The organism is Staphylococcus sp. GDY8P94P (assembly GCF_017892255.1).
GTDB lineage: Bacteria > Bacillota > Bacilli > Staphylococcales > Staphylococcaceae > Staphylococcus > Staphylococcus cohnii.
Genome location: NZ_JAESKU010000015.1, coordinates 143483 through 169578, shown reverse-complemented (window position 1 = coordinate 169578; position 26096 = coordinate 143483). Strand labels below are relative to the sequence as shown.

Sequence of the window (26096 nt, the reverse complement as noted above, 5' to 3'; positions counted from 1 at the left end):
ACTTAGAGGCCAACTTACTATGCGATTATAATTATACTTTTATAGTCATTAATAACGTTAATATTGGAATATACATGTTATTTAATCAATTTGCTTTAAATTTCCCGTTTTAGTATGAATAATAATCTTCAACCTAAAATAAAATGGTTACATACCTATTAGATATGCAACCATTTTAGTAATAGCATTTATATAGGTAGCACATCACATATGTGACAGTCCAGTCCCTTTCGAAAACTGACCCAACCAATAGCGCAAATGGTCACTTTTGGTTTCGGCATTTTCACCTTTCACAAATCCTACATACGCTCCAAATAGCTTCCGGATTGTTACTGATTAAAAACGCAACCTCTAACTCAATTTTTTTATTTTTTTATTTCACTAAGATTTAATATACATGATTTCAAGATTACTTTCAAGGTTATCTTTGTTTTTTAAGTCTGATTTCATCTACCAAATCCCAAATAAATGACTCTTTCTCAACCGTTTCTTGATCTTGAGAACCATATTTTCTAACATTCACTTCATTATTTTCCATTTCTTTATCTCCAACTACAAGTTGATAAGGGATTTTTTGCATTTGAGCTTCTCTAATTTTGTATCCCATTTTCTCATTTCTATCGTCTATCTCGACTCTTACGCCTTGTGATTTAAGTTCATCTTGCAAATGTCTAGCGTAATCATAATGCAAGTCCACATTTACAGGGATAATTTCAACTTGTTTTGGCGCTAACCATGTAGGGAAAGCGCCTTTAGTTTCTTCTGTTAAAAATGCAACAAAGCGTTCCATTGTCGAAACAACGCCACGATGGATGACTACAGGTCTATGTTGCTCACCGTCTTTTCCTATATATGATAACTCAAATTTTTCAGGTAGTAAAAAGTCTAATTGTGCTGTTGATAATGTTTCTTCTTTACCCATAGCTGTTTGAACTTGGACATCTAACTTAGGACCATAAAATGCCGCTTCTCCAATAGCTTCTTCGTATTCTAAACCAAGTTCATCAGCCGCTTCTTTCAACATACTTTCTGCTTTATTCCACATTTCTTCATCATCAAAGTACTTTTCTTTATCCTCTGGATCTCTGTAACTTAAGCGGAATTTATAATTTTCAAACCCAAAGTCCTCATAAACATCGACGATTAAATTAACAACCCGTTTGAACTCTTCTTTTATTTGGTCTGGTCTTACAAAAATATGTGCATCATTTAAAGTCATTCCTCTAACACGTTGTAACCCAGAAACAGCACCACTTGCTTCATAACGATGCATTGTACCTAATTCAGCAATTCGAATTGGTAATTCGCGATAGGAATGTGGTTTATTAGCATAGATCATCATATGGTGAGGACAGTTCATGGGTCTTAACACCATTTCTTCATTTTCATCTAATTTCATAGTTGGGAACATGTCTTCTTGATAATGATCCCAATGCCCTGATGTTTTATATAAATCTACATTAGCCATCACCGGTGTATAAACATGATCATAACCCATGCTCACTTCTTTATCTACAATATATCGTTCAATTTCACGACGAATTGTTGCACCGTTTGGTAACCATAATGGTAACCCAGCACCTACTAATTGATTATTTGAGAATAATTCTAGCTCTTTACCAATTTTACGGTGATCGCGTTCTTTACGTTCTTCTAACATTTGTAAATGTGCTTTTAAATCTTTTTTATCGAAGAAAGCAGTACCGTATATACGTTGAAGCATTTTATTATCGCTGTCTCCGCGCCAATATGCACCTGCAGTTGATAAAAGCTTAAATTCTTTAATTTTGGAAGTAGACGGTACATGAACACCACGACATAAATCAGTAAATTCACCTTGCGAATATAAAGTAACATTTTCATCTTCTGGAATGGCATCTATTAATTCTAGCTTATATGGATCATCTGCAAAAAATGTTTTAGCTTCATCTCTCGAAACTACTTTTCGCTCTATAGGATAGTTTTCATTAACAATTTGTTTCATTGTTTTTTCAATTTTTTCAAAATCATCGGATGACACACTTTCAGTCATATCAAAGTCATAATAAAAACCACCATCAATTACTGGACCTACACCAAATTTCACATCTCCGTATAAACGTTTTAATGCTTGTGCCATTAAATGTGCAGTAGAATGGCGTAAAACTTCTAAAGCTTCATCACTACCAGGTGTTACAATTTCAATTTCACCATCTGTTTCAATGGGTCTTGTTAAATCAATGAGTTGTCCGTTTAATTTACCTGCAACTGCCTTTTTTCTTAAACCTGGACTGATTGAATGCGCAATTTCTTCAGTAGTAATTCCTTTTTCAAATGCTTTCTCATTACCATCTGGAAAAGTTATATTTATTTGAGCCATTTAAATTCCTCCTATTTATACTTGCCTTAAATCATAGCGAAAAGGACATAATTACAAATGTAAAACAAAAAGACCCCATCCCTAAAAGGGACGAGGTCTTCGTGGTACCACCCTAATTAAAGTTATTTCTGTAACAATGAAACAACTTTACTCTACATAAGTTAACGGTCTTGAGCCGGATGTTGATTAAAACATCTATAATGAAGTAGTAACAGATAATGATACTTACCAAATTCTCATCACACATTGGTTCTCTGTGAAGTAACCATTTACCTATCATGTCTTCATTTTATTTCGCTTGATTTAGATTTAATTATATTATACAACATTTTTTTTATAATTCAATCGTTACGATAATTTTTGCCTTCCAAAAAATATGGTGTTGCTAAAGATTTAATTCTTTCCATAATTCTAGCTGCTTTTGTTTTTTCTGTACCATTACGCGTAACAGAAAGATGATATTCTAATTCTTCAAAACTTAGGTTAGAGCTAAAGAACGTTGGTAACTCTTGAACCATTCTATAATGTAATAATGGACCAATCACTTCATCTCTCGCCCAAGGTGTAATTTCTTCAGCACCGATATCATCCAACATTAATACATGTGATTCACGTACTTTTGCAAGCCTTGATTCGAAACTACCATCTTTAAACCCGCCTTTTAAAGAGCGAATAAATTCTGGTAAATATACAATCGTAGAAGGTACTTTTTCAACTTTTAATTCATTGGCAATTGCACCTAAGATAAATGACTTACCTGTACCAAAAGGACCGTGTATATATAAACCTTTAACTTGGGGTGCTTTTTCTACTATTTTTTCACAAATATCCGTTGCTGCCATTGCGACATCTATACGATCTCTCTTATCCATATAAATATCGCTTAATTTGGCATTTAATGTATCTCGTTGCATATGATGTGACGCAATTAAATGTGCATCGAATTTTTCTTCATCATGTTTAATTTTACATGGGCAAGGCAAGTAACGAATCTTAATGTGTTGATTTTCTACATATAATTCAGGTACGTGACCTTTAACAAAATTAGGGCAATCTTTAAAAGCATGTCCATCATAATGTTTTTCTTGATCCTTATATTCTTGTAAAATATTCAAATCTTCATCAATCATCGCATTCGTCACTTCAGATTGATGCGATTCTAGAAACGTCTTAACGTCAGGGTCATTGATAACATCTTGTTTTATCTTTTCAATGCGCTTACTTAAATCTTTAGAATCACCCATAATATGATTGAAAGACTTCATATATTACTCCTCCTCTCGCTTGCTATTTAATCGTTTTAACAGTGCTTCACGGTCTCGTTTTAATGCTTCATCCTCATCTGGATTAGTATGATTTTCTAAACTTTGACTTTTCGTATCTTTACTATCCCTTTCTTCTAACCACTTAGGCGTCATTTCTCTAGAAACGAGTTGCTTAGGTTTATAACTACCACTTTTAGTTTGATTTGATTGATTGGATGTAGGTTGATTTACCTTTTTAGCATAATGATATGCTTCCTCTGCAGTTTTGATGCCTTTTTTTTTCCAATTTGATGCAATCTCAAAGATATAGGTTTTAGGGAGTTTCATATCTTCTTTTAACATTACAAATTGTAAAAGTATGTTAATCACACCAAACGGTAATTGTTCTCTTTCTATCAATTCTTCGACCATATATTTTTGTTGAGTCGTCGGTTCAGATTCTGACCACGAAGCAAGCATATCAATAGGACTAGTTTCATCCAATTGCTTTAGCCAATTTTTTGAATCACCTTTTGTATGATTATTATTTTCTGTGTTGTCATCATTGATATAATTTGATTTTTTAGCATTTAATTTGGGAAGCTGTTGCTCATGCTCTATAAGATAATACGTTCTAGCATGTTTACGCATCTCTTCAAAAGAAAGTTCTTGTGCACTAGTGATTGATTTTAAAATAATGCGTTTCATTGCTTCTGGTGTCAAGCCATATAAAGTCGCAATTTGTGTGATCAGCGCTTTAGCTTCACCATCAATCATTTTAGTACTAATAAAATGATTTTGTAATAAATCATAAAGTACTTCAAAATCAAAATTCACATTAGATAAATCCATGCCACCATAAGTTTCTTCACCTTCAATCATCTGTTCATCCTCAGTGAGTGCTTGGTTAGGAACTTTAAACACATCAGTAAATGTGCGTGTAACATCTTGGTACTGATTTAAATCAATAGTCATTTGATCCTCAAAATGTGATTTCAATTGTAAGTAACGTTGCTTGTTTACTTGGCTATATAAATATACGGATAGCATAGGATCATTAAAAAATTGTTGTGCTGATGGTGGTTGTATGAGTTTGTAAACGAAAGAAGAGTGTTGCTTAGAATGATGAGCAAAAGATTTTAATAAACCTATGCCTTCTAACAAATCCATTTCTTTCCTGAATTCAAGTAGATTTATTTTCAATTCATTCATAATAATATAATGAGTCAAGACAACATCTTGTTTAAATTCTACAAATTGATTCAAATAATGATACAAACCGATTGCATTTGATCCAATCATCGGCGTAAATAATCTATTTAGAATTTCTAAATGCTTATGATTTAAATAAAAATGACGTAACACATGAAAGTCATCTTGTGGTCTTAAACCATAATCATAGGATTGTAATCCCATTTAAGAATCACTCCGTTTGTTTTCTGCTAAAATCCCTTGCATTGATTGTAATAATTGATCAACATCTTTAAATTCTTTGTAAACAGATGCAAAACGCACATAAGAAACTTGATCTACATGCATTAATAAATTCATGACGTGTTCCCCAATTTCTCTTGAAGATATTTCAGCACGTCCTTCATCTCTTAGTTTCCACTCCACATTATTAGTAATATCTTCTAATTGTTGATAACGCACAGGTCTTTTTTCACAAGAGCGCACCAAGCCATTGAGTATTTTTTCACGCAAAAATTGCTCACGTGTACCATCTTTTTTCACAACGATTAACGGTCTTTTTTCAATATGTTCAAACGTAGTAAACCTTGTGCCGCATTGTTCACATTCTCTTCTACGTCTAATCGCATTTACTTCATCAGCATGTCGTGAATCTACAACGCGAGAGTGCGTTGAACTACATTTCGGGCATTTCATCGAATTACCACCCTCTCAATTTGATTACCATTCATTATACTATAAATCCTTAAGCCACAAAAGAATGGTATTACACAATAATTTCATTTATTTATTTAGATTCACTTGTTCTTCATATTTAAAGTTAAAACCTCTCGTTAAAGTGAAAATATTATTTCACTTTAACGAGAGGTTTAGATATAAGTTAACAATAAATTATTTTTCTTGATTAAGCAATTACAAAGCAATAATCATGTAAAACTCTAACAGTAATTACACTATTAATTAACAACAGTTGATACATTACTTTTTAGTAATTGACCAATTTCTTCAGCGACATCAACAACTCTATTTGAATAACCCCATTCGTTATCATACCAAGCTATCACTTTCACTTTATTATCACCCATAATCATTGTACTTTGCGTATCGATAATGGCTGAATGTGGATTTGTGTTAAAATCCATAGATACAAGTGGCGCATCTTCAGTAGCAATCACATCTTCTAATGTGTTATTTCTGAAAGCATCATTAACTTGTTCTACTGTCACATTAGTATCTAAATCAACGACTAAATCAACTAATGATACATTTTTAGTTGGTACTCTTAAAGCCATACCGTGAAGTTTTCCTTCTAGTTCAGGTAAAACTTCTTTTAGTGCTTTAGCAGCGCCTGTCGAAGTAGGAATAATACTTTCATTGCATGAACGTGCACGTCGTAAATCTTTATGTGGGTTATCGATATTATTTTGATCATTGGTAATAGCATGTACTGTTGTCATTAAACCATTTTGAATACCAAATTGGTCATTAAGCACTTTAGCTACAGGTCCAATACAATTCGTTGTACAAGAAGCATTACTAAAGATATCATATTTTTCAATGTCCAATTGATCGTTATTCACACCTTTAACAATCATTTGAACATCTCCACCTTTTGATGGTCCTGTTAACAATACTTTTTTAGCTCCAGCAGTAATATGAGCCACTGCTTTATCTCCATGATTAAACTTACCAGTAGCTTCAATTACAATATCTACATCAAGTTCAGCCCACGGTAAATTTTCTGGATTTCTGTCAGCTACAAGTTTAATTTCTTGTTCATCGACTTTTATACCATTCTCAATAGGTTCTACTTTTAAATCGTAGTTACCATGTGTCGTATCATAATTGATTAGGTGAGCAATTGTTTCCGGTGGATAGCTGGCATTAATCGCGACTACATTCATATTTTCGTTTTTAAGCGCTATTCTTAATACCATTCTACCTATCCTACCCATTCCATTAATTGCAATATTTGTCGTCATTCGAAGCACCCCTCGTTTTAGTGTTATACTTTATGGAATTAGTATAACATAAATCGATAAATGCGAAAGCGTTTTCTTGAATAAAAATTTAAAAATCTTAAAACAGTTAAAATTATAGTTTTCTAAACGATTAATTTTTTATAAAATCATCATTTATTTCTTTGATATTTCAAACCTGTGATTTTTCATGCATGCTTGCCTGATGGTATGGTTCAATCCTGTAGCCTCTGATTCTTATTATTCCTTCATAATCTGCACGTTACAAAATCTCTATAAATGTATAAAAAAATCCCTCCAAAGTTTTCATTTATTAAATGTCCACTTTGAAGGAATTAAGTGCGTATGTTTTTAATACACACATTTGATATTTATATTTCTTGCGAATGATTTGTTTCACTTTCAATATAGCCTTCATCGGTCAATAATTGTTCTAAATTTTGTTTTAAATCTAATTTAGAATCTCGATTATCGATGACATGGTCTGCCATTCTGCGTTTTTTGTCTATGGATATTTGACTATAAACCCGTGCCTTTGCATCCTCCATAGAAATATCATTACGTTGCATTAATCTATCTATTTGGATACTTTCTGAAGTATAAACAAGCCATACTTCATCTACCGTATTTTGCAATTCATTTTCATAAAGTAACGGAATGTCCATAATTACATTATAGCCATCTTTTAAAAACGCTTTTTTTTCTTGTTCCATAATGTTTCTAACAATTGGATGGACGATTTCATTTAATTCTAATCTTTTTTCGGGGTAGTTGAAGACGATATCTCCTACATATCCACGGTTCATATTACCATCTTCATCAATTGCTTCTTCTCCGAATGTTGCACGAACTTGCTCAAGTCCTTCAGAACCTTTTTCAACAGCTTTACGTGATGCAATATCTGCATCTACAATTTTAAAACCATGTGCCGTTAACAATTCTGAAACAGTTGATTTTCCTGATGCGATACCACCAGTTAATCCAATAACTTTAGGCATAATTTCACTCTTCCTTCATTTTTGACATACAGGACAGAAATGACTATTGCGTGTTGCAATAATCTGTGTCTCAATATCATTTCCGCACACTTTACATGTCTTTTGTTTATATACATTTAAATATTGTTGCATTGTACCAGTACTTCCATCCGCATGACGATAATCTGAAATACTGGTACCACCATATTTTATACCCGCTTCTAATACTTCTCGAACATAATAAAATAACATTTCTTTTTCTTGATGATTTAAATCCTTAGATATACGTGCTGGGTGAATGCCAGCTCGAAACAATGCTTCACAAGCATAGATGTTACCACAACCTGAAATCACTCTATGGTCTAGTATCATTTGTTTGATTGGTTTGTTTAGATATAATTTTTTATCAAACCAAGACATATAATGTGGTAATGCTTCTTTCTCAAAAGGTTCTGGTGCGATTTCTAAAAATGATGGATATCCTTCAAATGAAGCAACATTTCTAATTTCTCCAAATCTGCGAATATCTGAATAAACTAATAGTTTGTCATTATCTAATTTAAAAATAACATGCCAATGTTTACGATAATTAGGAGCACTGATGTCTTCTATATGATCTACAACAAAAAAACCACCAGCCATACCTAAATGACTAATAAGAATTCTTTGTGTTGAATTATTTTGAATATAAAAGACAATATACTTACTACGTCTTTCAATATTATTAATCGTGTAGCCTTCAGTAAAATTTTTGAATGTATCTAATGATAGACCTTTAATAATCGTTTCTTTTTGATTATTTTTTCCTTCTATCACTTTATCAGAGAAAATAACATCCTCAATTTTTTGACCTTGTACAAAAGGTCTTATTCCTCTTGTAACATGTTCAACTTCAGGTAGTTCAGGCACTATATTCCCTTCTTTCTATTTCGCGTCATACCATGTTTGTCCATAACTAGATTCAACTTTCAATGGAACATCTAACTTCAATGCATTATCCATTATTTTTTCAATGAATTTTTCAAAGTCATCTACTTCTTCTTTTGGTAATTCAAAAATCAACTCATCGTGAACTTGTAATAATAGCTGAGCATGAAAATCGGTATTTTTAACCTCGTTAGCAAAATGTACCATCGCAAGTTTGATAATATCTGCTGCGCTACCCTGTATAGGTGTGTTCATCGCTGTTCTTTCAGCAAAACCTCTTAAATTAAAGTTTCTACTAGTGATATCTGGAATATAGCGTCTTCTATGAAGCAGTGTTTCTACATAGCCTTGTGCTTTACAGTCTTTAACTATGTCTTCCATATATTGTTTGACGCCAGGGAAACTATCTAGATAATCATCTATGAATTTTTTAGCTTGTTTTCTAGTTATACCTAAACTTTGGCTTAAACCATAGTCACTTATACCATATACGATACCAAAATTCACGGCTTTTGCTTGTCTACGCATTAAACTATCTACATTTTCAGGGTCTACATCAAACACTTTTACCGCTGTGGCTGTGTGGATATCTTCATCATTGATGAACGCTTGTTTCAAACTTTCATCTTGCGTTATATGTGCCAATACTCTTAATTCAATTTGTGAATAATCGGCTGAAAATATAACGTTATTTTTATCACTTGATTTAAATGCTTTTCTAATTTTTCGACCTTCTTCTAAACGTACTGGTATGTTTTGAAGGTTTGGATCAATTGATGATAAACGTCCTGTTTGAGCCAATGTTTGATTGAAACGAGTATGAATACGATTATCTTCAGCAATTACTTTTTGTAACCCTTCAACATAGGTAGATTGTAATTTCGCTAATTGCCTATATTCTAAAATATATTCTATGATTGGATGTTCCCCTTGCAACTGTTCTAACACATCAACTGCAGTAGAGTATCCTGTCTTAGTCTTTTTAATCACAGGTAATTTTAATGTTTCAAATAATACGACACCTAATTGTTTTGGTGAGTTAATATTAAACTTTTCACCAGCAGCATCATAGATGTTATCAATTAATACATCTAATTTACTTTGAATTTCTGTTTCCATTTGTTGCAATTCACTGATTTCTGTATAAATTCCAGTTTCTTCCATTTCACTTAATATTTGTGCTAATGGTAGTTCTAAATCATACAGTAAATCGGTTTGATTATATTCATCCAATTGTTGTTGAATCTTGGGTTTAACTTGACTGATAGCATTGATAATAGAACCCACATAAGGATTTAATACGTCATCTGTAGGTATCTGTTTTTTCTTGCCTTTTCCATATATCGTTACACTTGATTGGACATAATGTTGACCGTAGTTTGCCACCACAGAATTCACGTCATCTATTGTACGTGAAGGATCAATAATGTAACTTGCTAGCATCACATCGAACACAATATGCTTAATACTAATACCGAGTCGATGTGCTACAATATAAGATTTTTTGGCATCATAAACGATCTTTTCAGTCTTATCGTCTTCAAGCCAAGCAACTAATGATTGATTCTGTACTAATTGTTCTGCATTAACTACGATATAATGTTGGCCATCAAACAAGCCAAATTTCAAAATATTATCCTTTAAGTAGTTGGCACCATCCAATTCAAAATGGATGGTAGCTGTTTCTAATAAGTTGAAATCAATGTTTGTAAAATCGTCTTCTATTTCAATATCCATGTCTTGAACTTCAGATACATTATTTGAAGCATCCATCTGATCTAAGAGTTGATTGAATTCTAACTTTTTAAATAGTTCAATTTTGTCATCAGTGTCTGCGTGATCCGGTAATTTTGTATCCTCTAACGATACATCAATCGGACTATCACAATTGATCGTTGCTAATGTTTTACTCATTAAAGCATCATCTTTACTATTTTCAAGTTTTTCTTTCAGTTTTTTTCCTGATACTTCATCTAGATGATCGTATACATTTTCAACAGTTGAAAATTGCTTCAATAGCTTAATTGCTGTTTTTTCTCCGACACCAGCTACTCCAGGAATATTATCTGAAGTATCACCCATTAAACCTTTCATGTCGATAATTTGTTTCGGTGTTAGACCATTATACTTTTCAGCTATAAACGCTGGTGTATAATGGTCGACGTCTGTAACACCTTTTTTAGTATAATAAATTGTTACATCATCTGTTGCTAATTGAGTTAAATCACGATCTCCTGTAATGATTATTGTTTGGAAGTTTTCTTGATTAGCTTGTTTACTTAATGTACCTATTATATCATCTGCTTCATAGTTTTCTAATTCGTAACGTTTAATGCGATAAGCATCCAATAGCTGTCTCACGTATGGAAATTGCTCACTAAGTTCTGGAGGAGTGGATTGTCGTCCACCTTTATATTCACTATATTGCGCGTGCCTAAATGTTGTTTTCCCAGCATCAAAAGCGACTAAAAAATGTGTGGGCTGCTCTTCTTTAATTATCTTTTCCAACAACATTGCAAAACCATAAACGGCGTTCGTATGAATACCAGCTTTATTTTGTAATAATGGTAACGCATAAAAAGCTCTAAAGCTCAAACTGTTTCCATCAATTAAAATTAATTTATTCAATATTTTAACCTCCAACACATATTTACTTTTCATTTTATCATAAATTATAGGACAATCCGTATTCATTCGATGAGGTTGCGTCAAATTGAGCTTCTCAATCAATTATCGTTATATTGGTAGTCACTGATAAAGGCCTACTTTTTAATTTTATGTACTTGTACGACTGATACAAGCGTATGAGTTTCAGCTCAATTAATCCTCTATCTTATTATTCATCCCTGTGCAACTTTACGCATGCACAAGACAACACAAGCACCATCAAATTGATTAAACATCTATTTCTTTCACATTTTACATTAACAAAATAAAACAATCGATTTAACCTTGACCATTTATGGTTAAATCGATTGCAGTTATTATTTTATTCAAAAAATGTGACTCTAAAGGTAGAACCTTTTTCCGGTTCACTAAACACATTAATTCTACCTTGATGCGCTTCCATAATATGTTTCGTAATAGATAAACCTAAACCAGTACCTCCAGAATCTCTACTACGTGCTTTATCTACACGATAAAAGCGTTCAAATATATGTTTTTGATCTTGCTGGCTAATGCCAATACCAAAATCTTGAACTTCAAGCATGCGCTTATTACCTTCTTTGTAAACACGCACGATGACATGTCCAGATACTTTAGAATAACTTATCGCGTTCGAAAGTAAATTGAGTGCTACTTGCGAAACTTTATCTTTATTCGCTTCAATAATAATATCTGGTTCAATTTCATTAACGATTGTTATATTTTTACTTTCTGCGATATTTTGCATATGCCTCATTGTTGATTCAGCAATTTCAGACAAACTTGTTGGCTCTGTTTCCAATTGCGTTTGTTGTTCAACATGAGATAAATCTAACAAGTCATATACTAATGTTTCAATACGATTAGATTCTTTAGAAATAATTTTTAAAAAGTCATTTAATGTTTGCTCATCATCTTTTGCACCGTCTAACAGTGTCTCAGCAAAACCTTTTATAGATGTGATTGGTGTTTTCAATTCATGAGATACATTAGCCACAAATTCACGTCTTAAATTTTCCAACTTTTTCAAATTCGTAATATCATGTAGTACAACAACCATACCATAAAGATTTTTTTTATTTTTAGATAAAATTGGAATACATGCTGTGTCAAAATATTTTTGATGGACTTGGTCAATCGTCAACTCGATTTGATCATATGTTGGTTTTTCAATTTTAAATGCTGCAGCGATCAACTTTTGTATCTCTGGATCTATAAAATCAATATAACTTTTATGTTCTACAACATTGTCTGGACTAAACACATCATAATATGATTTATTTGCAATTACAATTTCGCCATATTTATCAATCATTAAAATTGAACTAGGTATATTTTCTATCGTTGTTTTCAAGCGATTAGATTGCAACTTTTGTTTATGATTTAAGCGTTGTAGTCTTCTGGCTAGCTCATTAGTAGTGACAAATAGTTCCCTTGTTTCTTTTACATTACTTTCTGGAACTCTTACATGATAATAACCTTCAGCTAAAAGATTGGTAGCATATGTCACTTCATTAATGGGTCTAATGTAAGTTCTATTAATGCTTCTGACGACAAAGAAAATAATAACCAAAACAAATAATCCAATTAGGCCAACATATTTCCATATACCTATTTGTAATTCTAGGATTTGATTATTAATACCACTGATAATCACATCTTTATCTCTTATCGATGTTTTAAAAGTGTATCTTCGATCATCCCCAAATTTATCGTAAATTATTTTAGAAGGATTCGCTTCATTATTAATGTCGTCGTTAAATTGGGTTCTTTCTTTTGTGGAAAACACTTCATCGTTATCTTTCGTGAGTATAAATGTAAAATTTTCTTTTTTTGCAATATCTTTGATTTCATCTGTTTTATCATGATTATATAAACTGACTAAATGTTGTGCTTGATGCTCTAAATCACCTTGTTGGCTTGAAATGACAGTATTATAAATAACATGTGTAATTATTGCGCCTAATGCAACAAAACTAATGATAACGATGGTACATAATAAAAATAAGAGTCTTTGGTGAAACTTTAACATTAGACTTTAGGTCTTTCCAATTTATAACCTAAACCTCTAACTGTTTTTATCAATTTAGGTTGTTTTGGATTCTCTTCTAATTTATCTCTTAAATGACTTATATGTACATCCACAATTCTTGAATCACCTGCAAATTCATAATTCCAAACAGAATTTAACATATGTTCTCGCGTGATTACTCTGCCTTGTCTTTCAATAAGGTAAAGTAACAGTTCAAACTCTTTAGGTGTGAGTTCTAATAATTCATCTTCACGATAAACTTCAAAATATTCTGGTCTAATTCTTATAGAGCCGATTAAAATATCATCCTCATCATTTTCAACTGGTACTGCTTCATTGATCATTGCAGAGCGTCTTAGAATAGCTTTAACTCTTGCAACAACCTCTCTCGGTGAAAACGGTTTAGTCATATAATCGTCTGCACCAAGCTCTAAACCTAAAACACGATCAAATTCATCATCTTTAGCAGTTAACATCAAAATTGGTACTAAATTTTTATCAGATCGAATCGTTTTACAAACTTCGATACCATCTTTTTTAGGAAGCATAACATCTAATACAACCAATTCCGGATTTACAGTATTCACTTTTTCTAATGCTTCTTCACCATCATAGGCGACATCCACTATGTATCCAGCTTGCTCTAAATTATATTTTAACAAGGTTACAATTGATTGCTCATCATCTACTACAAGTACTTTTTGTGACATAGTATACCTCCAATTTTATGATTACAAATTAATTATAACGTAAATTTTAATAAAAATAACATACTTAAAAGTTTTTTTACATAAACTTAATAAATAGAAAATAATTAGTTATTTGTAAAGAATGAACAAAGAATTTGTATCGTCTTCTTAAACAATTCTTCAATGAATCTATCTCCAGCATTTCAAATAAATAATATTGTTTATGTTAATACTAACTTAACATTAACTTTATATTAAAACTAACAATTGTTTCATTTCAACCATATTAAGGCCAAGCGTTGCTAGTTAGTAACATGGATTCAAGTAAATTAAAAAAGAGCGAGATAGAAATCATTATAAAAGTGATTTCTTATTCTCGCTCTTAAGTAAAATGATGCATCTTCATTTGAAAAATGCTTCGTTATACTATTGGTTGTTAATTTATTTAATATTTTTGATTAATTCATCAGCGAATTCAGAAGTAGATACTTCTTTTGCACCGTCCATTAAACGTGCAAAGTCATAAGTAACAACTTTTGAAGCAATTGTTTTTTCAATAGACTCAGTAATTTTATCAGCAGCTTCTTGCCAACCTAAGTGCTCAAGCATTAATGACGCACTTAAAATTTCAGAAGATGGATTTACTTTATTTAAACCAGCATATTTTGGAGCAGTACCGTGCGTTGCTTCAAATATCGCATGGCCAGTTTCATAGTTAATATTTGCTCCTGGTGCAATTCCAATGCCGCCAACTTGTGCTGCTAAGGCGTCTGACACATAGTCACCATTAAGATTCATCGTAGCAACAACATCGTGATCTGCAGGACGTGTCAAGATTTGTTGTAAGAAAATGTCTGCAATAGAATCTTTAATAATAATTTTACCGTCTTTTTCAGCTTGTTCTTGAATTTCATTTGCTTTTTCTTTACCGTCTTTTTCAACAATTTCATCATATTGTTGCCAAGTAAATACTTTATCACCAAATTCATTATGTGCTAAATCATAACCCCATTGTTTGAAAGCACCCTCTGTAAATTTCATGATATTACCTTTATGAACTAAAGTTACAGATTTACGATTATTATCTAGAGCATATTGAATTGCTGCGCGTACTAAACGCTCTGTACCTTCTTTAGATACTGGTTTTACACCAATTCCTGATGTTTCTGGGAATCTGATGTTTTTAGCGCCCATTTCATCTTGTAAGAATTCAATTAATTTTTTAACTTCTGGAGTACCTTCTTTAAACTCAATACCAGCATAGATATCTTCTGTGTTTTCACGGAAAATAACCATATCAGTATCTTCCGGACGTTTAACTGGTGATGGAACGCCTTGGAACCAACGTACTGGTCTTAAACAAGTAAACAAATCAAGTTCTTGACGTAGTGCAACGTTTAATGAACGAATACCCCCACCGATTGGTGTAGTTAGTGGTCCTTTAATTGCGATTAAATATTCATTAATTGTATCTAAAGTTTCTTGCGGTAACCATTCGCCTGTTTCATCATAAGCTTTTTGACCGGCAAGTACTTCTTTCCATTCAATTTTCTTTTCATCATTATAAGCTTGTTCTACAGCTGCGTCGATGACTCTGCTAGCAGCTGACCAAATATCTGGCCCGATACCGTCACCAATAATATAAGGAATGATAGGGTTATTTGGTACAGTTAACCCTTCTGCTGATTTTACTACTTTTTCTCCTGCCATGTAAAAATACCTCCGTCATTTGTATTATTTTTAAAATGCTAATTCGTAATTATCTTTCTTCAATTGGTTCATATGTTCTATTAGTTTCACCAATATATTGTGCTCTTGGACGCATAATTCTATTGTCTCTGTATTGTTCAAGAATATGTGCAATCCAACCTGAAGTTCTGCTAACTGCAAAAATAGGTGTGAATAAATCATGTTCAATATTCATACTGTGATATACAGTTGCACTATAGAAGTCCACATTGGCGATAAGGCCTTTTTCTTCTTTCATTTTATCAGCTATTTTTACAGATATATCAAATAACTGACTTTGACCTGTTTCTGATGTAATTTTTCTACTCATCTCTTTCAAGAATTTCGCTCTTGGATCACCATTTTTATATACACGGTGACCGAATCCCATTATTTTTTCTTTATTTTTAATTTTATTATCAATGTATTCATCTACATCATCAATAGACTTAACTTCTGATAGCATACTCATCACACGTTCATTTGCCCCACCGTGTAATGGACCTTTTAAAGATCCGACAGCTGCTACAATACCTGAATACATATCTGATAATGAAGACACTGCACATCTAGCAGTGAAGGTAGATGCATTCAACTCATGATCAGCATGTAGTACCAATGCTTTATTAAATGCTTCAACTTCAATATCTGTTGGCAATTCACCACGTAACATATATAAGAAGTTCCCGGCATAATTTAAATCACTATTAGGTTTGACAGGTTCCTTACCTTCTCTAACTCTAGCATACGCTGTAACTAGTGAGGCGATTTTAGCTTGGATACGCACTGCACGTTCCATTGTTTGATCTTCACTTTCATCCTCAGCATGTTCATCAAAGTGTGCAACGTAAGACACTGATGTTCTTAGCGCTGTCATTGGATGTACATTACTAGTAGCATATTCTTTAAAGTGATTATACACTCTAGGATTTAATGTCATATACTTAAAGAGTTTTTCTTTAAATGTTTGTAGTTCTTCTTTATTAGGTAATCTGTAATGCCATAATAAAAAGACAACTTCTTCAAATTCAGCATTTTCGGCTAAATCATCAATTTCATAGCCAGCATATGTAAGTTGACTATCAATGATTGAGCTCACTTTTGTTTCTGCTGCAATTACCCCTTCTAAACCTTTTTGTAACTCTGCCATATATATTCCCCTTTTCTATTTCATAATGAAACGGCTTTCATAAACTATTATAGCCAATATTTACGTTTTTGTGAATATTTCCGTTTAAAGTCCTGATTAATCATTAAGAAACGATAATTTGTTTATATGCTCATAAACACGTCATAATTAATGAACGTTGTTATATCATCATTCTAATATGTAATTACCCTTTCTTCAATTTATCAAAGTTTTTAATTGGTTATCATGATTAATAACAAATTATTAATATAATATTACACTGACTTTTTGAGGTACAACTATAAAAAAGTATTGTTTTATTTTAGATTGCGTATCATAATAATAAATAACTTAATAAAGGAGTTAAAACTTATGGCAAAACAACAGCTACAAAGAGAACTCAGCAATAGACATATACAGTTAATTGCAATTGGAGGCGCAATCGGTACAGGACTTTTCTTAGGTGCTGGTCAAACCATAGCATTAACAGGTCCTTCTATTTTACTTACATATATTATTATAGGATTTATATTATTTATGTTTATGCGTGGCTTAGGAGAAATTCTTGTAACAAATACAGATTTTAAATCCTTTGCTGATGTGACAAATCAATATATAGGTTCATTTGCTGGGTTTGTTACCGGATGGACGTATTGGTTGTGCTGGATTATCACAGGTATGGCCGAGGTAACAGCAGTTGCAAAATATGTTAGTTTCTGGTTTCCACATATACCTAATTGGATAAGTGCTCTATTCTGCGTATTAATTTTAATGTCATTAAATTTACTGAGTGCTAAACTTTTCGGTGAACTAGAGTTCTGGTTCTCAATCATTAAAGTAGTTACAATCTTGGCACTTATCGTCGTTGGTGTGGTAATGATTATCATGGCATACGACACACAATTTGGACATACTTCATTAACCAATTTATATCAGCATGGTATTTTTCCTAAAGGAATTAATGGATTTTTAATGTCATTCCAAATGGCACTCTTTTCTTTTGTAGGAATTGAATTAATCGGAGTAACGGCTGGTGAAACAAAAGATCCAACTAAAACCATTCCAAAAGCAATCAATAGTGTTCCAATTAGAATCTTAATCTTTTATGTCGGTGCATTGACTGTAATTATGTCCATCATCCCTTGGAACAATATTAATCCTGAAGAAAGTCCCTTTGTTAGATTATTTGCTTTAATCGGCATTCCATTTGCAGCAGGAATCATTAACTTTGTAGTATTAACAGCTGCTGCTTCTTCTTGTAATAGTGGTATATTTTCAAACAGTCGTATGTTATTTGGACTTTCAAATCAAAAACAAGCACCGCCTATTTTTGAAAAAACAAACAAAAATGGAGTGCCTCATATAGCTATCTTAGTATCATGTGCATTATTATTAATTTCAGCATTATTAAATTACATTATTCCAAATGCAACTTTAGTATTCACGTATATTACAACCGTTTCTACAGTGTTATTTTTAGTCGTTTGGGCCCTAATCATAGTTGCTTATATTAATTATCATCGCCAAAATCCAGAAATGCACAAAAATGCTACATATAAATTATTTGGTGGTAAATATATAGGATATATCATTTTGGCTTTCTTCTTTTTAGTGTTTTGCTTACTTTTCGTAAATGTAGAAACAAGAAGAGCAGTCTATTTAACACCTATTTGGTTTATCATCTTGAGCCTTATGTATCTAAGATACAAAAAATTCGCAAGTTCAGATGTAAAATAACTGTATCATTAATCTTGCATAACAACTTTACTATTTCAATTAGTTGATACAAAAGCCCAAGACATAAAAATAGTCTTGGGCTTTATTTTATGGAAAGAGAATGAACGACAATCAATATGTTTTGTCTAGAACTATAATATTTGCGTATTTTAATTTTCGTTGTATATGTATCATAACAAGATCGTTAAAATGTACATTCAATTTCGAGTTGTTTATACGTTCTAAACTCTCTCCATAAGCGCAATCTTTTTATGTAAGAAAGATAAGATATAGGATTTTTAGAGAGCTATATTATTCTAATGCTATCATTAAGTAACTTTTCTATTTTTCGACCAAAAAAACAGATTGTGTATACGCATATAGAATAATTTTTAACATCATTTTGGTATGATATGAGGTTACACCGCGATGATTTTGAATTTATCAAATTCATTTTCAGGGATTGCTCCAACGATTTCATTCACATGTCGTGACATATCATTTGTGGGAATAAGAATTGAAGTTTCCATTGGTAGTGTAAGTTGAGTCATGTTGTAATCTTTATACATAAGGCACTTCGTTAATTTTAGTGGTATTTATTAAATTATACGAAATGCCTTATTTTTTTGAATAACAAAATATACATTGCACCGATTTTGTAACGTGCTGACGCCCGGGGAAATGATATGAGCGAGAGACTACAGGCTCGAGCTATATCCCCAGTCAAACATGCACAGTCAAAATCGGAAGATTTTAAATATAAAAAGGACTCATCCATCATGTGTATTCATATTAAGTTATATCTTTTGGTTAATTAAAAATATGACTTGCTATTAGTTGTATAAGTTAAATAATACGAAGCTTTTTTCTATTGTATTAAAACACATCACTTATTGAGATTTTAAATATAAAGAGGACCAATCCATATTAAGGATTGGCCCTCTTATTTTGAGAATGAGGATTTATGTCCTAACTTCTCATTTTATTTATATCGTCATTTATGCTGCTTAATGCATGAATAAAGACTAATGGAAACGCCAATATGATTAAAGAACGTTCGCATATCCTTCGAATACTTTACCTTGATTTGCATCTACTGTAATCAAGATGTCATTTTGTATCTCTTTAGTCGCATTTTCAACACCTACAATTGTTGGAATACCTTTTTCTAGACCTATAATTGCACTTGGTGACGTAATACCACTTTCTTCAGCTATTAAGCCACTTGCTTTTTCAATATAAGGGACGAGCGTTTCATCCACAGAAGTTGTTACAATGACCGTTTCACTTAAATCTTTGCCTTCAAGTTCACTCGCATCATTAACAACTAAAGTATTTCCAACTACTGAGTTTCTACCGATACCTTGACCTTTAGCTAACTCATCACCTACTAAATGTAATTTCATCATATTTGTAGTTCCTTTTTCACCAGTAGGTACGCCTGCTGTAATAATGATTAAATCACCATTTTGAACTTTTTCAGTTTCAACTGCTGTAGCAACTGCTGTGTTCAGCATAGCATCTGTTGTTTTACGTCCTTCTTTAACAACAGGATGGATACCCCAAACTAATGCACATTGACGCGCAGTTTCAGCATGAGGTGTAACTGCAATAATATCTGATTTAGGGCGATATTTAGAAATTGTTCTAGCAGTTGACCCACTCTCAGTTGCTGCGACTATCGCTTTTACATTTAAATTTAACGCAGTATGGGCTACTGAAACACCAATTGCGTTAACTAATGAAGTTTGCACTAATTTAGTACGATCTGATAATAATCGTTTATAATCTTGTGCAGCTTCAGCTGAAATTGCAATATTACGCATTGTTTTAACTGCTTCTTCTGGGTATAATCCAGCAGCAGTTTCGCCTGAAAGCATAACTGCGTCTGTACCGTCATAGATGGCATTCGCAACGTCACTTGCTTCAGCACGTGTCGCACGAGGATTACGTTGCATTGAATCTAACATTTGCGTCGCTGTGATAACTGGTTTACCTAATTTATTACATTGTCTGATTAAGTCTTTTTGCACCATTGGTACTGATTCAGGTGGTATTTCAACACCCATATCACCACGTGCAACCATTAAACCGTCTGAAACTTCAAGTATTTCTTTAATGTTATCTATACCTTCTTGATTCTCAATTTTAGGAATAATGCTGATGTTTGTATTTTTACCATCTTCAAGTAATCTACGAATATCTAATACATCACTTGGGCGACGAACAAAACTTGCAGCGATAAAGTCAATATTTTCACTTATACCGAATTTAATATCTTCAGCATCTTTATCAGTAATGCCAGGTAAACTTACTTTAACACCTGGTAAGTTTACACCTTTTTTATTTTTTAACTCTCCAGTATTTAAAACATCACAAACAACTTCACCGTTAGCTTTGTCTATTTGTTTCACTTGTAATTCAATAAGACCATCATCTAATAAAATATATGAACCTTCTTGAACATCATTTATTAGATTGTCGTAAGTTACTGAGAATTTTTCTGGTGTTCCCTCAACTTCAGTCATACTTACGATGACTTCCGTACCTTTTTCAAGTTCAATAACACCATCTTTCATGTTGTGCGTACGAATTTCAGGACCTTTTGTATCTAATAATATAGCGACTGTTTTGCCCAATCTATGAGACACTTCACGAATTCTATCAATTCTAGCTTTATGTTCTGCATGATCACCATGTGAGAAATTCAATCTCGCAACATTCATTCCAGCTTTAATTAATTTCTCTAGCATTTCTTCAGACTCTGATGCAGGTCCTATTGTACAAACAATTTTAGTTTTTCTCATTATTAATGCCTCCCAGTATTTTATATCGATAATTCATTTGCTAAAGCAAAAGTTTCAAAATCAAACTTGTGTTCATTTGATCTGAATATTTCTTCAAATGATGTGTCTGTTAATTCATTGTTGCGGATACCAACACCAATTGCTGTTTTTCCTTCTAGCAATAAGTCTACAGCATGTCCACCTAATCGTGAAGCAAGTACTCTATCTGCACCACTTGGACTACCACCACGTTGGATATGGCCAAGTACAGATACGCGCGCATCGACATTAATGTACTTTGTCAATTCTTTTGCGCAATCTTCTCCAGACATACAGCCTTCTGCAACCATAACAATGGAATGTTTTTTCCCACGTCTTATCCCATTATCAATTTTCTCTGCAACATCTTTAATATCCGTTTCTACTTCTGGGACAATAATTGTTTCTGCCCCAACTGAAAGTCCAGCCCATAGAGCCAAGTCGCCACAATCACGACCCATAACTTCAATGATAAATGTTCTTGCGTGACTTGAGGCCGTATCACGAATTTTATCAACACAATCTATAATGGTATTTAAAGCAGTATCAAATCCTATTGTAAAATCTGAACCGTTGATATCATTATCAATTGTTCCTGGTACTCCTATCGTTTGAATTTCTTTACATTCTTCACTTATACGTTGAGCACCTCTATAGCTACCGTCTCCTCCGATAACTACTAGTCCTTCAATTCCTCTTTTACGTAAGTTATCTATAGCTTTTTTCCGAACTTCTGCTTCTTTAAATTCAGGACATCTCGCTGAATACAGAAAAGTTCCGCCACGTTGGATTGTATCACCAACAGAACCGAGCTCTAACTTCTCGATATCATCGTTTAATAATCCTCGATAGCCTTGGTAAACACCATAAACTTCAATATTATTATAAATCGCTTTTCTAACAACAGCTCTAATAGCCGCGTTCATGCCTGGTGAATCTCCACCGCTAGTCAACACTGCAATTTTTTTCATGACGACATACCTTTCTAACATGTATTTCTTATTCTAAAAATACCATAAAATCATAGAAGGTGCCATTAAAATAAGGCTTAGTAACTCATGTAAACGTTTTTAATTATAGTAAAAAAACATTTTACAATACGAAAGCGTTTCCTTTTATTTTATCTCATATTGTCAAAACCACTATACTTTATCATACCTTTAACTTCACTTTATTAAACAGAGATCTCAATTTTCCATTTTTACATTGCTTTATCCAATAAAAATAAGAGCACTAATATGAAATCAAGTATTGAAAACCTGACTCCAATTTCATGCTCTTTGAAAACCTTAGATTATTAATACTTCATCTCTACTATGTGTACTAAAAAAATGTTTTGTTAATGTAAATATTAAGTGCTTTTGTTATTCATTAAAAGATCCAATATTTCTAAATTTATCATAACGATCATCTATGATTTGCTGTTCTTTAAATGCATTCAATTCACTCAAATGATTTAAAAATGCTTTTTTAATACTTTGTGCTTGCGTTTCAATATCATGATGAGCACCACCAAGTGGTTCTTTTAAAACCTCATCGGCAATTTTCAACTCATATAAATCTTCTGCCGTAATCTTCATTGTTTCGGCAGCTATTTGTGCTAAATTACTATCTTTCCATAGTAATGCAGATGCACCTTCTGGTGAAATAACAGAATAAGTACTATTTTCAAGCATTAATAAACGATTTGAAATACCGAGACCTAAAGCCCCACCGCTTCCGCCTTCACCTATTACAACTGCAATGACTGGCACTTTAAGTGCTGCCATTTCAATGAGATTTTTAGCTATAGACTCACTTTGACCACGTTCTTCTGCTGCTTTTCCTGGGTAAGCACCTTTTGTATCAATAAAAGTGAAAATAGGTCGGTTGAATTTTTCAGCTTGTTTCATTAAACGTAATGCTTTTCTATACCCCTCAGGGTGTGCCATACCAAAGTTACGATAAATATTATCTTTGGTATCTTTTCCTCGCTGTTGGCCAACTACTGTTACTGCTTGGCCATTTAAATATCCAATACCACCAATCATAGCTGGATCATCTCGAAAATTACGATCACCGTGTAACTCAATAAAGGAATCAAAAATGTGTGGTATATAATCTAATGATGTAGGTCTTTCTTGTAAACGCGCTAATTGTACACGGTCCCAAGGCTTTAAATGAGTATATACTTTTTTTGTTTCACGTTCTAAAGACGCCTCAAGCATATCAATTTCTTCCTGTAAGTCCACATCATTTTTTTCTTGTGATTCTTTCAACGATTCAATTTTATTTTTTATTTCAAAAAGCGGCTTTTCAAAGTCAAGCATTCGTTTTCACCTCTTGGTGCATTTTTAGAATATTAGAAAGTGTTACTTTCATTTCTTTTCTATGTACAACTTTATCTAGCTGTCCGTGTTCTAATAAAAATTCAGCAGTTTGGAAGTCGTCAGGTAACTTTTCATTAATCGTTTGTTCGATTACACGTCTGCCAGCAAAACCAATGAGTGCTTTAGGTTCACTTAAATTAATATCACCAACTGAAGCAAAACTTGCCGATACGCCACCTGTTGTTGGGTTTGTAATATATGAAATATATAGCAATCCATGATCCATATGTCTTTTTAATGTAACACTTGTTTTACCCATCTGCATTAATGATATGATACCTTCTTGCATTCTAGCACCACCACTAGCAGAAAATAGGATGAATGGTAAACGGTGCTCAGTGCAGTGTTCTATAATTCTGCAAATCTTTTCACCAACAACTGATCCCATGCTCCCCATTCTAAATCGAGCATCCATCACAGCTACACCAAATTCAATGCCGTCTAAATACGCTGTACCAGTAACAACAGCTTCATTTAACTCTGTTTTTTGTTGGTCTTTTTGAATTTTTTCTTCATAACTTGGAAAATCCAATGGATTCGCAGAGGTCATTCCTTTGTCAAATTCTGTGAATGTACCTTCATCAGAAATGGCTTCAATTCTTTTATACGCTGTTAAAGCGATGTGATGATCACAATTGAAACATACGTTTAAATTTTCAGCTAATTCTTTGGTATACATAATCTTTTTACATTTCGGACATTTCGTCATAATTCCCGCTGGAACATCACTTTGTTTTGAATCGGAAACAGTCACATACTTTTTCTTTTTACTACTTCTATTGAAAAAATCTTTAAACATTTTAAACCTCCACTTAACCATTACTGTCTTTCCAATATTATAAACTCAATATTTTGAGATCAGTATTCATGAATATTATTTATCTAAGTCTGTTAATTTCATTGTTTTATTATAAATTTCTTCTGGATCCATATCTGTTCTTGCTACCCCTGTTTCCATTGCTGCTTTTGCAACCTCTCTAGCAACAGAAGGTGCAACCCGTTTATCAAATGGACCTGGAATACAGTAATCTGGATTTAATTCTTCCGGTTTAATTAAGTCTGCAATTGCTTCTACTGCAGCTTGTTTCATCTCTTCGTTAATGTGTGTAGCTTCTACATCTAATGCACCTCTGAATATACCAGGAAATGCAAGTACGTTATTGATTTGATTTGGATAATCAGAACGACCAGTTCCAATTACTTTAGCGCCTGCTTCTTTTGCTACATCAGGGTTGATTTCAGGGTTCGGATTCGCCATTGCAAATATAATTGGGTCTTTAGCCATTGACTCAACCATTTCTTTTGTTAATAAATCAGCTACAGAAACACCAATAAATACGTCAGCATCTTTAATTACATCATTTAACGAACCTTCGACTCTATCTCTGTTTGTCCATTTAGCTACAAATGATTTTGTATCATTCATTCCATGGGAACGACCTTCATAAATTGCACCTTTTGAATCACACATAATCATATCTCTAACACCATATGAATACAGTAATTGAACAATTGCCATACCTGCTGCACCAGCTCCGTTAAGCACCACTTTTATATCCGATAATTCTTTATCTATAATGCGCAGCGCATTTATCATACCTGCAACTGTAACAATTGCTGTCCCATGTTGGTCATCATGAAAAACAGGTATTTTTGTTTCTTTTTTCAAACGCTCTTCTATTTCAAAACAACGTGGGGCAGAAATATCTTCAAGATTAATGCCACCGTAGTTAGGTTCTAATAACTTCACTGTATTAACAATTTCATCTGTATCCGTAGTATTTAGTGCAATTGGCACACCATCTATACCTGAAAAACTTTTAAACAAAACCGCTTTACCTTCCATTACTGGAATACTAGCTTCTGGACCTATGTCACCCAGTCCAAGTACAGCTGTACCATCTGTAACAACTGCGACTGTATTTGCTTTCATTGTATATTCAAATACTTTTCTAGGGTCTTCGTGTATTTCTTTACATGGCTCAGCTACACCAGGTGAATACGCTAAACTCAACTCTTCTTTATTGGTCACTTGAACTTTTGGTGTAACTTCTAATTTACCTTGATTTATTCTATGCATTTCTAGTGCGTCGTCTCTTAATGTCATGTAAACCTACCCCTTACATTCAATAATTTTAATCAGTCATATATATTTTTATTACAATCTAACATAAATTACAAATGTTATCGTTAGTATTAAATCGCAAGTACAAATTGTATGTTAACTTTTGTAATAAAAACATATATTTTACATGAAGGATTGATACCATCATTTAATATAAACT

18 protein-coding genes, 1 pseudogene and 1 riboswitch are annotated in these 26096 nt (G+C 32.8%); of the genes and pseudogenes, 1 reads left to right on the top strand and 18 read right to left on the bottom strand.

Annotated elements, in window-relative coordinates; genetic code table 11:
* Window positions 1–189 precede the first annotated feature (189 nt).
* Window positions 190–362, bottom strand: a riboswitch (Lysine riboswitch).
* Between the two features lie 59 nt (window positions 363–421).
* The 12 genes from thrS to KA926_RS10165 form a co-directional block, all read right to left on the bottom strand.
* The gene (thrS, locus tag KA926_RS10220) at window positions 422–2359 is read right to left on the bottom strand and encodes a threonine--tRNA ligase (protein WP_192946650.1); all 1938 of its coding nucleotides are present in this window, start codon (window positions 2357–2359) and stop codon (window positions 422–424) included.
* Between the two features lie 341 nt (window positions 2360–2700).
* Entirely contained in the window at window positions 2701–3624 is a 924-nt protein-coding gene (gene dnaI, locus KA926_RS10215; protein ID WP_192946649.1) for a primosomal protein DnaI, read from the bottom strand.
* A gap of 3 nt (window positions 3625–3627) precedes the next feature.
* Window positions 3628–5019 (bottom strand): replicative helicase loading/DNA remodeling protein DnaB, encoded by a 1392-nt coding sequence (locus KA926_RS10210; protein WP_192946648.1) that lies wholly within the window; start codon window positions 5017–5019, stop codon window positions 3628–3630.
* Window positions 5020–5490, bottom strand: coding sequence for a transcriptional regulator NrdR (gene nrdR / locus KA926_RS10205; RefSeq protein WP_040030011.1), 471 nt, complete (start codon window positions 5488–5490; stop codon window positions 5020–5022).
* 260 nt (window positions 5491–5750) lie between these two features.
* Window positions 5751–6776: a type I glyceraldehyde-3-phosphate dehydrogenase gene (gene gap, locus KA926_RS10200; RefSeq protein ID WP_107383770.1), complete on the bottom strand. Its 1026-nt coding sequence runs from the start codon at window positions 6774–6776 to the stop codon at window positions 5751–5753.
* A 368-nt stretch (window positions 6777–7144) separates the two neighbouring features.
* Window positions 7145–7771: a dephospho-CoA kinase gene (coaE, locus tag KA926_RS10195; RefSeq protein WP_192946647.1), complete on the bottom strand. Its 627-nt coding sequence runs from the start codon at window positions 7769–7771 to the stop codon at window positions 7145–7147.
* A gap of 15 nt (window positions 7772–7786) precedes the next feature.
* Window positions 7787–8659, bottom strand: coding sequence for a bifunctional DNA-formamidopyrimidine glycosylase/DNA-(apurinic or apyrimidinic site) lyase (gene mutM, locus KA926_RS10190; RefSeq protein ID WP_192946646.1), 873 nt, complete (start codon window positions 8657–8659; stop codon window positions 7787–7789).
* A gap of 15 nt (window positions 8660–8674) precedes the next feature.
* A complete protein-coding gene (gene polA, locus KA926_RS10185; protein WP_210144258.1) occupies window positions 8675–11305 on the bottom strand; it encodes a DNA polymerase I in 2631 nt (876 codons plus the stop codon).
* A 361-nt stretch (window positions 11306–11666) separates the two neighbouring features.
* Window positions 11667–13355 carry a two-component system histidine kinase PnpS gene (pnpS, locus tag KA926_RS10180; protein WP_210144257.1) on the bottom strand — a complete coding sequence of 563 codons (1689 nt, stop codon included), beginning with the start codon at window positions 13353–13355 and terminating at the stop codon, window positions 11667–11669.
* A complete protein-coding gene (locus KA926_RS10175; RefSeq protein ID WP_019468628.1) occupies window positions 13355–14065 on the bottom strand; it encodes a response regulator transcription factor in 711 nt (236 codons plus the stop codon). Before KA926_RS10175 ends, pnpS begins: the two co-directional genes overlap by 1 nt.
* A gap of 420 nt (window positions 14066–14485) precedes the next feature.
* Window positions 14486–15754: an NADP-dependent isocitrate dehydrogenase gene (gene icd / locus KA926_RS10170; RefSeq protein ID WP_192946643.1), complete on the bottom strand. Its 1269-nt coding sequence runs from the start codon at window positions 15752–15754 to the stop codon at window positions 14486–14488.
* 49 nt (window positions 15755–15803) lie between these two features.
* A complete protein-coding gene (locus tag KA926_RS10165; RefSeq protein ID WP_019468626.1) occupies window positions 15804–16922 on the bottom strand; it encodes a citrate synthase in 1119 nt (372 codons plus the stop codon).
* A 351-nt stretch (window positions 16923–17273) separates the two neighbouring features.
* On the opposite strand from KA926_RS10165, the gene KA926_RS10160 reads away from it, so the two are divergent.
* Window positions 17274–18638, top strand: coding sequence for an amino acid permease (locus KA926_RS10160; protein WP_192946642.1), 1365 nt, complete (start codon window positions 17274–17276; stop codon window positions 18636–18638).
* Between the two features lie 289 nt (window positions 18639–18927).
* Here the strand turns inward: KA926_RS10160 and KA926_RS10155 are convergent.
* The 6 genes and pseudogenes from KA926_RS10155 to ystJ form a co-directional block, all read right to left on the bottom strand.
* Window positions 18928–19186, bottom strand: a pseudogene (locus KA926_RS10155) (transposase); the annotation flags it as partial.
* Between the two features lie 477 nt (window positions 19187–19663).
* Window positions 19664–21424 carry a pyruvate kinase gene (pyk, locus tag KA926_RS10150; RefSeq protein ID WP_192946641.1) on the bottom strand — a complete coding sequence of 587 codons (1761 nt, stop codon included), beginning with the start codon at window positions 21422–21424 and terminating at the stop codon, window positions 19664–19666.
* A gap of 20 nt (window positions 21425–21444) precedes the next feature.
* Entirely contained in the window at window positions 21445–22413 is a 969-nt protein-coding gene (gene pfkA / locus KA926_RS10145; RefSeq protein WP_192946640.1) for a 6-phosphofructokinase, read from the bottom strand.
* Window positions 22414–22806: 393 nt separating this feature from the next.
* On the bottom strand, window positions 22807–23751 hold the full coding sequence (locus KA926_RS10140; protein ID WP_192946639.1) for an acetyl-CoA carboxylase carboxyltransferase subunit alpha: 945 nt from the start codon (window positions 23749–23751) through the stop codon (window positions 22807–22809).
* Window positions 23744–24610 (bottom strand): acetyl-CoA carboxylase, carboxyltransferase subunit beta, encoded by an 867-nt coding sequence (accD, locus tag KA926_RS10135; RefSeq protein WP_107383779.1) that lies wholly within the window; start codon window positions 24608–24610, stop codon window positions 23744–23746. Before accD ends, KA926_RS10140 begins: the two co-directional genes overlap by 8 nt.
* A gap of 75 nt (window positions 24611–24685) precedes the next feature.
* A complete protein-coding gene (gene ystJ, locus KA926_RS10130) occupies window positions 24686–25918 on the bottom strand; it encodes an NADP-dependent malic enzyme (protein ID WP_107504887.1) in 1233 nt (410 codons plus the stop codon).
* Window positions 25919–26096: the final 178 nt, after the last annotated feature.

Coding starts and splice junctions, on each gene's coding strand:
- gap (WP_107383770.1), bottom strand. CDS start 6,776: ATGACGACAAATATTGCAATTAATGGAATGGGTAGGATAGGTAGAATG.
- pfkA (WP_192946640.1), bottom strand. CDS start 22,413: ATGAAAAAAATTGCAGTGTTGACTAGCGGTGGAGATTCACCAGGCATG.
- KA926_RS10175 (WP_019468628.1), bottom strand. CDS start 14,065: ATGTCACAAAAAGTACTTGTAGTAGATGATGAGCAATCAATTGTAACC.
- nrdR (WP_040030011.1), bottom strand. CDS start 5,490: ATGAAATGCCCGAAATGTAGTTCAACGCACTCTCGCGTTGTAGATTCA.
- icd (WP_192946643.1), bottom strand. CDS start 15,754: ATGGCAGGAGAAAAAGTAGTAAAATCAGCAGAAGGGTTAACTGTACCA.
- KA926_RS10140 (WP_192946639.1), bottom strand. CDS start 23,751: ATGCTTGACTTTGAAAAGCCGCTTTTTGAAATAAAAAATAAAATTGAA.
- thrS (WP_192946650.1), bottom strand. CDS start 2,359: ATGGCTCAAATAAATATAACTTTTCCAGATGGTAATGAGAAAGCATTT.
- accD (WP_107383779.1), bottom strand. CDS start 24,610: ATGTTTAAAGATTTTTTCAATAGAAGTAGTAAAAAGAAAAAGTATGTG.
- pyk (WP_192946641.1), bottom strand. CDS start 21,424: ATGAGAAAAACTAAAATTGTTTGTACAATAGGACCTGCATCAGAGTCT.
- pnpS (WP_210144257.1), bottom strand. CDS start 13,355: ATGTTAAAGTTTCACCAAAGACTCTTATTTTTATTATGTACCATCGTT.
- dnaI (WP_192946649.1), bottom strand. CDS start 3,624: ATGAAGTCTTTCAATCATATTATGGGTGATTCTAAAGATTTAAGTAAG.
- KA926_RS10165 (WP_019468626.1), bottom strand. CDS start 16,922: ATGGCAGAGTTACAAAAAGGTTTAGAAGGGGTAATTGCAGCAGAAACA.
- coaE (WP_192946647.1), bottom strand. CDS start 7,771: ATGCCTAAAGTTATTGGATTAACTGGTGGTATCGCATCAGGAAAATCA.
- ystJ (WP_107504887.1), bottom strand. CDS start 25,918: ATGACATTAAGAGACGACGCACTAGAAATGCATAGAATAAATCAAGGT.
- KA926_RS10160 (WP_192946642.1), top strand. CDS start 17,274: ATGGCAAAACAACAGCTACAAAGAGAACTCAGCAATAGACATATACAG.
- KA926_RS10210 (WP_192946648.1), bottom strand. CDS start 5,019: ATGGGATTACAATCCTATGATTATGGTTTAAGACCACAAGATGACTTT.